Source organism: Mesorhizobium sophorae (assembly GCF_002270415.1).
Classification (GTDB): domain Bacteria; phylum Pseudomonadota; class Alphaproteobacteria; order Rhizobiales; family Rhizobiaceae; genus Mesorhizobium; species Mesorhizobium sophorae.
Genome location: NZ_NNRI01000018.1, coordinates 24,758 through 37,808 on the forward strand (window position 1 = coordinate 24,758; position 13,051 = coordinate 37,808).

Below are 13,051 nucleotides of genomic sequence, written 5' to 3' on the forward strand. Positions count from 1 at the left end.
CGGCGCGAAAACAAGCCCAGGCGGCACGTCCCGGCCAGCGGGATCATCCAGGGGACCCGGCCAACGGGTCTTGAAGACAGAGCGGCATATGGCTTCGAAAACCACAAATCCTTTCGTCTTTCTCCAGCAGGTTCGCGCGGAGACCGCCAAGGTGACTTGGCCGTCGCGACGCGAAACGATGATCTCGACGGTGATGGTCCTCGCTTTCGCTGTGATCGCGATGATCTTTTTCTTCACCGCCGATCAGCTCATGGGCCTCGCGGTCGAGCAGATTCTTGGCATCGGACGCTAAGTCCGGCGATTACGGAGAAGTCTTGAAATGACTGCGCGGTGGTACATCGTCCACGCCTATTCGAACTTTGAAAAAAAGGTCGCCGAGGATATCGAGAACAAGGCCAAGCAGAAGGGCCTGTCCGCCGATATCGAGCAGATCGTGGTGCCGACCGAGAAGGTCGTCGAGGTTCGTCGTGGCCGCAAGGTCGATGCCGAGCGCAAGTTCTTTCCGGGCTATGTGCTCCTGAAGGCCAATCTGACCGACGCGGTGTTCTCGCTGGTCAAGAACACGCCGAAGGTCACCGGCTTCTTGGGCGACTCCAAGCCGGTGCCGATCACCGAGGCGGAAGCGCAGCGCATCCTGAACCAGGTGCAGGAAGGCGTCGAGCGGCCGAAGCCTTCGGTCACGTTCGAGATCGGCGAGGCAATCCGCGTTTCGGATGGTCCCTTCGCGTCGTTCAACGGTTTCGTCCAGGAAGTGGACGAGGAGCGGGCGCGGCTCAAGGTGGAAGTTTCGATCTTCGGGCGCGCCGTGCCTGTCGATCTGGAATTCGGACAGGTCGAAAAGGGCTGATCCGAAATCCCGCCGCCAAGCGCGGCGGGGAAGGGCGGCGCGGAAATCGCGAGGTCCTGAGAACGGTGGGAGACGAATGCGGCTTAGCCGGCCGCATGGATCGCACCACCAGACTGCAACCGCCGGCAAGACCGGCATAGACAAAGGCAGGAAAAGAGATGGCTAAGAAAATTGCAGGCCAGCTCAAGCTCCAGGTCAAAGCGGGATCGGCCACGCCGTCTCCCCCGATCGGCCCGGCGCTTGGTCAGCGTGGCATCAACATCATGGAGTTCTGCAAGGCGTTCAACGCGCAGACCCAGGAAATGGAAAAGGGATCGCCGATTCCGGTCGTCATCACCTACTACCAGGACAAGTCCTTCACCTTCGTCATGAAGACGCCGCCGGTGAGCTACTTCCTGAAGAAGGCGGCGAACCTGACGTCGGGTTCGAAGGAGCCGGGCAAGATCAAGGCCGGCACGATCGGCCGCGACAAGGTTCGCGCCATCGCCGAGCAGAAGATGAAGGATCTGAACGCAAACGACGTCGAAGCGGCCATGCGCATGGTCGAGGGCTCCGCCCGCTCGATGGGTCTGGAAGTGGTGGGCTAAGATCATGGCAAAGATTGCAAAGCGTGTATCGAAGACCCGCGAAGGCATCGATCCCAACAAGGCTTACGCCCTGGGTGAAGCGCTGAAGCTGCTCAAGGACCGTTCCTCGGTCAAGTTCGACGAGACCGTCGAAGTCGCCATGAACCTCGGCGTCGACCCGCGCCATGCCGACCAGATGGTCCGCGGCGTGGTCAACCTGCCGAACGGCACCGGCCGCTCGGTTCGCGTTGCCGTGTTCGCCCGTGGCGACAAGGCTGACGAAGCGCGCGCCGCTGGCGCCGACATCGTCGGTGCCGAGGATCTGGTCGACATCGTCCAGAAGGGCACGATCGACTTCGATCGCTGCATCGCCACGCCGGACATGATGCCGCTGGTCGGCCGTCTCGGTAAGGTGCTCGGCCCGCGCGGCATGATGCCGAACCCGAAGGTCGGCACCGTCACCACCGACGTTGCCGCCGCCGTCAAGGCATCGAAGGGTGGCGCCGTCGAGTTCCGCGTCGAGAAGGCCGGCATCGTTCATGCCGGTGTCGGCAAGGTCTCGTTCGAGGTCAAGGCCCTGGAAGAGAACATCCGCGCCTTCGCTGACGCGGTGACCAAGGCAAAGCCGACGGGCGCCAAGGGCAACTACGTCAAGAAGGTGTCGGTCACCTCGACGATGGGCCCGGGCCTCAAGCTCGACGTCTCGACGCTCGCGGCGTCCTGATAAGTTTATCTGGGATCGGCCGTTAAAGGGCTGATCCGCAAAAGAATTCCGGGCCTCCGATTTAGGTTGGCGGCCCGGTGCCGGAAGTCGAAAGGCTTCCGGACATCCTGTCCGAGATTGCAGGCGGCCCAAAAGCCTTAATTCACGTGGGCCTGCATGAGACGGGTGAAGACCGGACAACGGAGCGACTGCTCCAATGAAAGGTTCGAACCGTGTTTGCCTTTTGTCTGCGCATCGTCGGCCTGGCCGTCGATGTGGCGAAAGGGGGCAGGATCCTCGAGCGTCGTTCGGGAGATCCGTTACTGGATGGCCCGGCCGACAAAAGGCAACCCGACGCCTGTCCTCGTGAATGGGAATGTTCCCGTTAACAGGATGGGGGTCAACTGGAGATAGGCAGTGGACAGAGCGGAAAAACGCGAACTCGTCACGGGCCTGAACGGTGCGTTCTCGAACGCAGGTTCAGTGGTCGTGGCCCACTACGCCGGTATCACCGTCGCGCAAATGAACGACCTTCGGTCGAAAATGCGCGCTGCCGGTGGCACCGTCAAAGTCGCGAAGAACCGTCTCGCCAAAATCGCTCTTCAGGGCACGGACTCCGCATCGATCATCGACCTGTTCAAGGGACAGACGCTGATTGCTTATTCGGAGGATCCGATTGCGGCGCCGAAGGTCGCGTCCGATTTCGCCAAGGGAAATGACAAGCTCGTCATTCTCGGCGGCGCAATGGGCACCACCTCGCTCAACGCCGACGGTGTGAAGGCACTCGCCACACTTCCGTCGCTCGATGAGCTGCGCGCCAGGCTGGTTGGCATGATCGCCACGCCGGCAACCCGGATCGCCCAGATCGTCAATGCGCCAGCGGCTTCGGTCGCGCGCGTCATCGGCGCTTACGCCCGGAAGGACGAGGCGGCATGAGGCCGTTCCTCGCTATCACAAACACACGTTCGAACCTGATGAAGGAATACAACAATGGCTGATCTCGCAAAGATCGTAGACGACCTTTCGAAGCTGACCGTCCTCGAGGCGGCCGAGCTGTCGAAGCTTCTGGAAGAAAAGTGGGGCGTCTCCGCCGCTGCTCCGGTGGCTGTTGCCGCCGCTGGCGGTGGTGCGGCTGCTGCTGCTCCGGCCGAGGAAAAGACGGAATTCGACGTCGTCCTCACCGAGGCAGGCGCTCAGAAGATCAACGTCATCAAGGAAGTCCGCGCAATCACCGGTCTTGGCCTCAAGGAAGCCAAGGATCTGGTCGAAGCGGCTCCGAAGCCGGTCAAGGAAGGCGTTTCCAAGGCCGACGCTGACAAGTTCAAGGCCCAGCTGGAAGCAGCCGGCGCCAAGGTCGACCTGAAGTAAGCGTAAAAGCGGCGGACGGCCTCGCGCCGTCCGCCACTCCCTTCGGCTGGAGGGAGCACGCGTAGCGCGAGACGTACGAGAACCTCTTTCCTGAGGGCCGCAAACCGGCCTTCAGGAAACGGGTTTTCTCCCGTTTTAGCCGGCCGCCGACAGGCGCCGGGAAAAACAGACAAAGGGTCGCCGCCCAGGTGGCCCAGAATGCAAGGCGAACCGCGGCGAGGTTCGTCCCGAGTTTAGAGCTAAGGAGCGACGATGGCCCAGACCCAGACTTTCAATGGCCGCAGACGCGTACGCAAGTTCTTCGGAAAGATCCCGGAAGTTGCGGAGATGCCGAACCTGATCGAGGTTCAGAAGGCATCCTATGACCAGTTCCTGATGGTGGCGGAGCCCAAGGGTGGGCGTCCGGACGAGGGACTGCAGGCCGTCTTCAAGTCGGTCTTCCCGATTCAGGACTTTTCCGGCTCCTCGATGCTGGAGTTCGTGAAGTACGAGTTCGAAGGACCGAAATTCGACGTTGACGAATGCCGTCAGCGCGACCTCACCTATGCCGCGCCGCTGAAGGTGACGCTGCGCCTCATCGTGTTCGATATCGACGAGGATACCGGCGCCAAGTCGATCAAGGACATCAAGGAACAGGACGTCTACATGGGCGACATGCCGCTCATGACGCTCAACGGCACCTTCATCGTCAACGGCACCGAGCGCGTCATCGTCTCGCAGATGCACCGCTCGCCGGGCGTCTTCTTCGACCATGACAAGGGCAAGTCGCACTCGTCGGGCAAGCTTCTGTTTGCCGCGCGCGTCATCCCCTATCGCGGCTCGTGGCTCGACATCGAGTTCGATTCCAAGGACGTCGTGCACGCCCGCATCGACCGTCGCCGCAAGATTCCGGTGACGTCGCTGCTGATGGCGCTCGGCATGGACGGCGAGGAGATCCTGTCGACCTTCTACAACAAGATCACCTACAAGCGCGCCGGCGACCACTGGCGCATTCCGTTCAACGTCGAGCGTTTCCGCGGCCTCAAGGCCGTCGGCGACCTGGTCGACGCCGATACGGGCGAAGTTGTTGTCGAAGCCGGCAAGAAGATCACTGCCCGCCAGGCCCGGGCGCTTGGCGAAAAGGGTCTCAAGGCGATCAAGTCGACCGACGAGGATCTGCTCGGCAATTACTTGGCCGAGGACATCGTCAACTACGCCACCGGCGAGATCTTCCTCGAAGCCGGCGACGAGATCGACGAAAAGACGCTGAAGGTGCTGCTTGGCACCGGTGAAAACGAGATCAAGGTTCTCGACATCGACCACGTCAACGTCGGCGCCTATATCCGCAACACGCTCAACGTCGACAAGAACGAGAGCCGCCAGGACGCGCTGTTCGACATCTATCGTGTCATGCGCCCCGGCGAGCCGCCGACGCTCGAGACCGCCGAAGCCATGTTCAACTCGCTGTTCTTCGACAGCGAGCGCTACGATCTGTCGGCCGTTGGCCGCGTCAAGATGAACATGCGCCTCGAGCTCAAGGCCGAGGACACCGTGCGCGTGCTGCGCAAGGACGACATCCTGGCCGTGGTCAAGACGCTGGTCGAACTGCGTGACGGCAAGGGCGAGATCGACGACATCGACAATCTCGGCAACCGCCGCGTGCGTTCGGTCGGCGAGCTGATGGAAAACCAGTACCGCGTCGGCCTGCTGCGCATGGAGCGCGCGATCAAGGAGCGTATGTCCTCGATCGAGATCGACACGGTGATGCCGCAGGACCTGATCAACGCCAAGCCGGCGGCTGCCGCCGTGCGCGAGTTCTTCGGTTCCTCGCAGCTGTCGCAGTTCATGGACCAGACCAACCCGCTGTCGGAGATCACCCACAAGCGCCGCCTCTCGGCGCTTGGACCGGGCGGTCTGACCCGCGAGCGCGCCGGTTTCGAGGTGCGCGACGTGCACCCGACGCACTACGGCCGCATCTGCCCGATCGAGACGCCGGAAGGCCCGAATATCGGTCTGATCAACTCGCTGGCCACCTTCGCACGCGTCAACAAGTACGGCTTCATCGAGAGCCCGTACCGCAAGATCGTCGACGGCAAGCTGACCAATGACGTCGTCTATCTCTCGGCGATGGAAGAAGCCAAGCACCATGTCGCGCAGGCCAACGCCGAGCTCGACAAGAGCGGCGGCTTCGTCGACGAGTTCGTCATTTGCCGCAGCGCCGGCGAAGTGATGATGGCGCCCCGCGAAAACGTCGACCTGATGGACGTGTCGCCCAAGCAGATGGTTTCGGTGGCCGCGGCCCTGATCCCGTTCCTCGAGAACGACGACGCCAACCGCGCTCTGATGGGTTCGAACATGCAGCGTCAGGCCGTGCCGCTGGTGCGCGCCGAAGCGCCGTTCGTCGGCACCGGCATGGAGCCGATCGTCGCCCGTGACTCGGGCGCCGCCATCGGCGCCCGCCGCGGCGGCATCGTCGACCAGGTGGACGCGACGCGTATCGTCATCCGCGCCACCGAAGATCTCGATCCGGGCAAGTCCGGCGTCGACATCTACCGGCTGATGAAGTTCCAGCGTTCGAACCAGAACACCTGCATCAACCAGCGTCCGCTGGTCCGCATGGGCGACCGGGTCAACAAGGGCGACATCATCGCCGACGGCCCGTCGACCGAGCTCGGTGATCTGGCGCTCGGCCGCAACGTGCTGGTCGCGTTCATGCCGTGGAACGGCTACAACTACGAGGACTCGATCCTCCTGTCCGAGCGCATTGTCGCCGACGACGTCTTCACCTCGATCCATATCGAGGAGTTCGAGGTCATGGCGCGCGACACCAAGCTCGGTCCGGAGGAAATCACGCGCGATATCCCGAACGTCTCGGAAGAAGCGCTGAAGAACCTCGACGAAGCCGGCATCGTCTATATCGGTGCCGAAGTTCAGCCGGGCGACATCCTGGTCGGCAAGATCACGCCGAAGGGCGAAAGCCCGATGACGCCGGAAGAGAAGCTTCTGCGCGCCATCTTCGGCGAAAAGGCATCGGACGTGCGCGACACCTCGATGCGCATGCCTCCGGGCACCTTCGGCACCGTCGTCGAGGTGCGCGTCTTCAATCGCCACGGTGTGGAGAAGGACGAGCGCGCCATGGCGATCGAGCGCGAGGAGATCGAACGCCTCGCCAAGGACCGCGACGACGAGCAGGCCATTCTGGATCGTAACGTCTACGCGCGTCTTTCCGACGTGCTCGTCGGCAAGGAAGCGATCGCTGGACCGAAGGGCTTCAAGAAGGGCTCGACGCTGTCCAAGGACACGCTCGACGAGTATCCGCGTTCGCAGTGGTGGCAGTTTGCGGTGGAGAACGAAAAGCTCCAGAGCGAACTGGAAGCCCTGCGTGGCCAGTACGACGATTCCAAGAAGGCGCTTGAACAGCGCTTCATGGACAAGGTCGAGAAGGTCCAGCGCGGCGACGAAATGCCTCCGGGCGTCATGAAGATGGTCAAGGTCTTCGTGGCCGTGAAGCGCAAGATGCAGCCCGGCGACAAGATGGCTGGCCGTCACGGCAACAAGGGTGTCGTGTCGCGGATCGTTCCGGTCGAGGACATGCCTTTCCTCGAGGACGGCACGCATGCCGATATCGTGCTCAACCCGCTGGGTGTGCCGAGCCGCATGAATGTCGGCCAGATCCTGGAAACGCATCTGGGCTGGGCTTGCGCCGGCATGGGCAGGAAGATCGGCGAGCTGATCGACACGTACAAGGCAGCCGGCGACATCAAGCCGCTGCGCAAGACGCTCGAGAGCTTCATGCCGGCCAACGACCGCAACGAGCCGGTCCGCGAATATGACGACGAGAGCATCGTTCGCCTCAGCGAGCAGATGCGCCGCGGCGTCTCGATCGCGACCCCGGTGTTCGACGGCGCGCACGAGGCTGACATCAACATCATGCTGGAGCAGGCGGGCCTGCATACCAGCGGTCAGTCGCAGCTCTATGACGGACGCACGGGCGAGCCGTTCGATCGCAAGGTGACGATGGGCTACATCTACATGCTCAAGCTTCACCATCTCGTGGACGACAAGATCCACGCGCGTTCGATCGGTCCGTACTCGCTCGTCACCCAGCAGCCGCTGGGCGGCAAGGCGCAGTTCGGCGGCCAGCGCTTCGGCGAAATGGAGGTCTGGGCGCTGGAAGCTTACGGCGCCGCCTACACGCTGCAGGAAATGCTGACGGTGAAGTCGGACGACGTCGCCGGCCGCACCAAGGTCTACGAGGCGATCGTCCGTGGCGACGACACTTTCGAGGCTGGCATTCCCGAGAGCTTCAACGTTCTCGTCAAGGAAATGCGGTCTCTCGGCCTCAATGTCGAGCTGGAGAACACCAAGCTCGACGACAACCCGGTCCGGCTGCCCGACGCGGCCGAGTAAGGCAACGGCGCGCCGCGGAAAGCCGCGGCGCGCCATGAGCATGATCCCGAGAAGTGGCTACCGGTTTTCGGACAGGATCATGCTCAACCAAGAAGTATTCGACGGCCAGTGGCCGACAAAGACGGCGGGCGTTTGGCTCGCGACTAGATGCAAGGGGTTTTCGAGGACCCCGAAAAGGAGAACGGCATGAACCAAGAGGTCATGAATCTCTTCAATCCCCAGGCGCCGGCACAGGTGTTCGATTCCATCCGGATATCGCTCGCCAGCCCTGAGAAGATTCTGTCCTGGTCGTTCGGCGAGATCAAGAAGCCGGAGACCATCAACTACCGCACCTTCAAGCCGGAGCGTGACGGTCTGTTCTGCGCGCGCATTTTTGGCCCGATCAAGGACTATGAGTGCCTGTGCGGCAAGTACAAGCGCATGAAGTACAAGGGCGTCATCTGCGAGAAGTGCGGCGTCGAAGTCACGCTGTCGCGCGTCCGCCGCGAGCGAATGGGCCATATCGAGCTCGCAGCGCCCGTCGCCCACATCTGGTTCCTGAAGTCGCTGCCGTCGCGCATCGGCACGCTGCTCGACATGACCCTGAAGGACATCGAGCGCGTCCTCTACTTCGAGAACTACATCGTCACCGAGCCTGGCCTCACCGCGCTGAAGGAGCACCAGCTGCTCAGCGAGGAAGAGTACATGATCGCCGTCGACGAGTATGGCGAGGACAGCTTCACCGCCATGATCGGCGCAGAGGCCATCCATGACCTTCTGGCCGGCATGGACCTGGAGAAGATCGCCGGCGACCTGCGTACGGAACTGGCTTCGACCACCTCCGAGCTGAAGCAGAAGAAGTATCTGAAGCGGCTCAAGGTCGTCGAGAACTTCATGGAGTCCGGCAACCGTCCGGAATGGATGATCATGAAAGTGGTTCCGGTGATCCCGCCGGACCTGCGTCCGCTCGTCCCGCTGGACGGCGGCCGTTTCGCCACCTCGGATCTCAACGATCTTTATCGCCGCGTCATCAACCGCAACAACCGTCTGAAGCGGCTGATCGAGTTGCGCGCTCCCGGCATCATCGTGCGCAATGAAAAGCGCATGCTGCAGGAAGCCGTCGATGCGCTGTTCGACAACGGCCGTCGCGGCCGCGTCATCACCGGCGCCAACAAGCGCCCGCTGAAGTCGCTGTCCGACATGCTCAAGGGCAAGCAGGGCCGGTTCCGTCAGAACCTGCTCGGCAAGCGCGTCGACTATTCCGGCCGCTCGGTCATCGTGACCGGTCCGGAGCTCAAGCTGCACCAGTGCGGCCTGCCGAAGAAGATGGCGCTCGAACTGTTCAAGCCCTTTATCTACGCCCGTCTTGACGCCAAGGGTTACTCCTCGACCGTCAAGCAGGCCAAGAAGCTGGTCGAGAAGGAGCGTCCGGAAGTCTGGGATATCCTCGACGAGGTCATCCGCGAGCATCCGGTGCTCCTGAACCGCGCGCCGACGCTGCACCGTCTCGGCATCCAGGCGTTCGAGCCGATCCTGATCGAAGGCAAGGCGATCCAGCTTCACCCGCTGGTCTGCACGGCCTTCAACGCCGACTTCGACGGCGACCAGATGGCCGTTCACGTGCCGCTGTCGCTGGAAGCGCAGCTTGAAGCCCGCGTGCTGATGATGTCGACCAACAACATCCTGCACCCGGCTTCAGGCGCGCCGATCATCGTGCCGTCGCAGGACATGGTTCTGGGTCTCTACTATCTCTCGATCGTCAACCAGAACGAGCCGGGCGAGGGCATGGTGTTTGCCGACATGGGCGAACTCCAGCACGCGCTCGAGACCAAGGCGGTGACGCTGCATTCCAAGATCCGCGGTCGTTTCCGCTCGGTCGATGCCGATGGCAAGGTCGTGTCGAAGATCTACGACACCACCCCTGGTCGCATGATCATCGGCGAGCTTCTGCCGAAGAACGTCAATGTGCCTTACGAGACCGCCAACCAGGAGATGACCAAGAAGAACATCTCCAAGATGATCGACACCGTCTACCGCCACTGCGGTCAGAAGGAGACGGTCATTTTCTGCGATCGCATCATGGCGCTCGGCTTCAGCCATGCCTGCCGTGCCGGCATTTCGTTCGGCAAGGACGACATGCTGATCCCCGATGCCAAGATCAAGCTGGTCTCCGACACCGAGGCTTTGGCCAAGGAATACGAGCAGCAATACAATGACGGTCTGATCACGCAGGGCGAGAAGTACAACAAGGTCGTCGACGCCTGGGCCAAGTGCTCGGAAAAGGTCGCCGACGAAATGATGGCCCGCATCAAGGCGGTCGAGTTCGAGGACAACGGCCGTCAGAAGCCGATGAACTCGATCTACATGATGTCGCACTCCGGTGCGCGTGGCTCGCCCACCCAGATGCGCCAGCTCGCTGGCATGCGCGGCCTGATGGCCAAGCCGTCGGGTGAAATCATCGAGACGCCGATCATCTCGAACTTCAAGGAAGGCCTGACCGTGCTCGAGTACTTCAACTCGACCCACGGCGCCCGCAAGGGTCTGGCCGACACCGCCTTGAAGACGGCGAACTCGGGCTACCTCACCCGTCGTCTGGTCGACGTGGCGCAGGACTGCATCGTCAACTCCGTCGACTGCGGCACCGACAAGGGCCTCACCATGCAGCCGATCGTCGATGCCGGCCAGGTCGTCGCTTCCGTTGGACAGCGTGTGCTGGGCCGTACGTCGCTCGACGACATCAACCATCCGGTGTCGGGCGAGGTTCTGGTCAAGGCCGGAACGCTGATGGACGAGCGCGACGTGGAAAAGATCGAAAAGGCCGGCGTCCAGTCGGTCCGCATCCGCTCGGCACTGACCTGCGAGGTCAGGGTTGGCGTGTGCGCGGTCTGCTACGGACGCGATCTTGCCCGCGGCACCCCGGTCAACCAGGGCGAAGCCGTCGGCGTCATCGCGGCACAGTCGATCGGCGAGCCGGGCACTCAGCTCACCATGCGTACCTTCCACATGGGCGGTACGGCGCAGGTGGTGGACTCATCGTTCCTTGAAGCCTCCTACGAGGGCAAGGTCGAGATCCGCAACCGCAATGTGGTGCGCAACTCGGACGGCCAGCAGATGGTCATGGGCCGCAACATGGCGGTGCTGATCCTCGACGAAACCGGCAAGGAGCGCGCCACGCACCGTCTCACCTATGGTTCGCGTATCTTCGTGGACGATGGCGACAAGGTGAAGCGCGGCCAGCGTATCGCCGAGTGGGATCCCTATACCCGCCCGGTCCTCACCGAAATCGAGGGCAGGGTGTCGTACGAGGATCTGGTCGACGGCATTTCCGTTCAGGAAACTGCCGACGAGTCGACCGGCATCACCAAGCGTGAGGTCATCGACTGGCGCTCGACGCCACGCGGCAACGACCTCAAGCCGGCGATCGCCATCCAGGACGCCAAGGGCAAAGTCGGCAAGCTGTCGAAGGGCGGCGACGCCCGCTTCCTGCTCTCGGTCGAGGCCATTCTTTCGGTCGAGCCGGGTGCGCAGGTTCGCCCCGGCGACGTGCTGGCGCGTATCCCGATGGAAAGCGCCAAGACCAAGGACATCACCGGCGGTCTGCCGCGTGTTGCCGAACTGTTCGAGGCACGCCGTCCGAAGGATCACGCCATCATCGCCGAGATCGATGGCACGATCCGCTTCGGCCGCGACTACAAGAACAAGCGTCGCATCATCATCGAGCCGCATGACTCGACGCTTGAGCCGGTCGAATACCTGATCCCGAAGGGCAAGCCGTTCCATCTCCAGGACGGCGACGTCATCGAGAAGGGCGACTACATCCTCGACGGCAATCCTGCGCCGCACGACATCCTGGCGATCAAGGGCGTGGAGGCACTTGCTTCCTACCTCGTCAACGAGATCCAGGAAGTCTACCGTCTGCAGGGCGTGTCGATCAACGACAAGCACATCGAGGTGATCGTTCGCCAGATGCTGCAGAAGGTCGAGATCACCACGCAGGGCGACTCGACCTACATTCCGGGCGACCACGTCGACGTGATCGAGCTGGAAGAGGTCAACGAGCGTCTGATCGAGGACGGCAAGAAGCCGGCCGAAGGCCAGCCGGTGCTGCTCGGCATCACCAAGGCATCGCTGCAGACGCCGTCCTTCATCTCGGCCGCCTCCTTCCAGGAGACGACCAGGGTGCTGACGGAAGCCGCGGTTGCCGGCAAGACCGACATGCTGCAGGGGCTGAAGGAAAACGTCATCGTCGGCCGGCTTATCCCGGCCGGTACCGGCGGCACGATGAGCCAGATCCGGCGCATCGCCACCTCGCGTGACGAACTGATCATCGACGAGCGCCGCAAGGCCTCCGGCGTGGAAGTTGCCGAGCCGATGCTCGCCGACATGACAACCGCCGCGCAGTAAGCGCGGCGGCCAAAACAAAAAAGATTGAGCGGTTCATCGTTTCGGTGAACCGCTCTAGGAATCTCAGGCAACAGGGCCGTCGGGGCAACCCGGCGGCTTTTTTGTTTGTGCGAGACTTTTGTGCTTTGAATTGGATCGGAGAAGAAAATGATGGGCAGAAAGACTTGGGCTTCGGTCGACGACTACATCGTCGACGTTCAGTTCGAGGCGGATCCTGCGCTCGATGCAGTCCTGGCCACCAACCATGACCAAGGCCTGCCGGCGATCGACGTGTCGCCGGCACAAGGCAAGCTGCTCTCGCTTCTGGCGCGAATGCAGGGAGCCAGGAGGGTGCTCGAAATCGGCACGCTGGGCGGTTATTCGACCATCTGGATGGCGCGTGGCCTGCCCGCCGACGGCAAGATCGTGACGCTTGAACTTGATCCGCACCACGCCAGGGTCGCGCGCTCGAACTTCGAACGGGCAGGCGTGTCGGACCGGCCTTGGAATCACTTGCCGCGTTGAGTACCGAGGATGCCGGGCCATTCGACCTCATCTTCATCGACGCCGACAAGCCCAACAACCCGCACTATCTGTCCTGGGCCATGCGTCTGTCGCGTCCAGGGACCGTCATCGTCTGCGACAATGTCATTCGTGACGGCGCGGTACTTGATGACGACGGCCACGACGCCAACGTCGAAGGCGCACGGGCGGCGTTTTCCTTCATCGGGAGCGATAAGCGATTGGACGGCACCGCCATCCAGACTGTCGGCGCCAAGGGCTATGACGGCTTTGCAGTCGCTATCGTGGATTGAC

At 62.3% G+C, this 13,051-nt stretch carries 8 protein-coding genes and 1 pseudogene; all 9 read left to right on the forward strand.

The annotated features are described in order from the left end of the window. Positions 1–88 precede the first annotated feature (88 nt). The 9 genes and pseudogenes from secE to CGZ66_RS26775 all read left to right on the forward strand — a co-directional run bounded on the left by secE (position 89) and on the right by CGZ66_RS26775 (position 13,050). Entirely contained in the window at positions 89–292 is a 204-nt protein-coding gene (secE, locus tag CGZ66_RS26735; protein WP_013531408.1) for a preprotein translocase subunit SecE, read from the forward strand. A gap of 27 nt (positions 293–319) precedes the next feature. Then, positions 320–847 carry a transcription termination/antitermination protein NusG gene (nusG, locus tag CGZ66_RS26740; protein WP_013895710.1) on the forward strand — a complete coding sequence of 176 codons (528 nt, stop codon included), beginning with the start codon at positions 320–322 and terminating at the stop codon, positions 845–847. Between the two features lie 158 nt (positions 848–1,005). Further along, positions 1,006–1,434, forward strand: coding sequence for a 50S ribosomal protein L11 (rplK, locus tag CGZ66_RS26745; protein WP_006333334.1), 429 nt, complete (start codon positions 1,006–1,008; stop codon positions 1,432–1,434). 4 nt (positions 1,435–1,438) lie between these two features. Continuing rightward, complete coding sequence (rplA, locus tag CGZ66_RS26750; protein ID WP_095089662.1) at positions 1,439–2,137, forward strand: 50S ribosomal protein L1; 699 nt, start codon at positions 1,439–1,441, stop codon at positions 2,135–2,137. A 396-nt stretch (positions 2,138–2,533) separates the two neighbouring features. Beyond that, on the forward strand, positions 2,534–3,052 hold the full coding sequence (gene rplJ / locus CGZ66_RS26755; RefSeq protein WP_095089664.1) for a 50S ribosomal protein L10: 519 nt from the start codon (positions 2,534–2,536) through the stop codon (positions 3,050–3,052). 54 nt (positions 3,053–3,106) lie between these two features. After that, positions 3,107–3,484, forward strand: a complete 378-nt coding sequence (rplL, locus tag CGZ66_RS26760; RefSeq protein WP_095089666.1) for a 50S ribosomal protein L7/L12 — start codon at positions 3,107–3,109, stop codon at positions 3,482–3,484. 252 nt (positions 3,485–3,736) lie between these two features. Then, positions 3,737–7,873 carry a DNA-directed RNA polymerase subunit beta gene (gene rpoB / locus CGZ66_RS26765; RefSeq protein WP_095089668.1) on the forward strand — a complete coding sequence of 1,379 codons (4,137 nt, stop codon included), beginning with the start codon at positions 3,737–3,739 and terminating at the stop codon, positions 7,871–7,873. A 186-nt stretch (positions 7,874–8,059) separates the two neighbouring features. After that, the gene (rpoC, locus tag CGZ66_RS26770; protein WP_095089695.1) at positions 8,060–12,256 is read left to right on the forward strand and encodes a DNA-directed RNA polymerase subunit beta'; all 4,197 of its coding nucleotides are present in this window, start codon (positions 8,060–8,062) and stop codon (positions 12,254–12,256) included. Positions 12,257–12,406: 150 nt separating this feature from the next. Beyond that, positions 12,407–13,050 (forward strand): annotated as a pseudogene (locus tag CGZ66_RS26775) (O-methyltransferase). Position 13,051 lies beyond the last annotated feature (1 nt).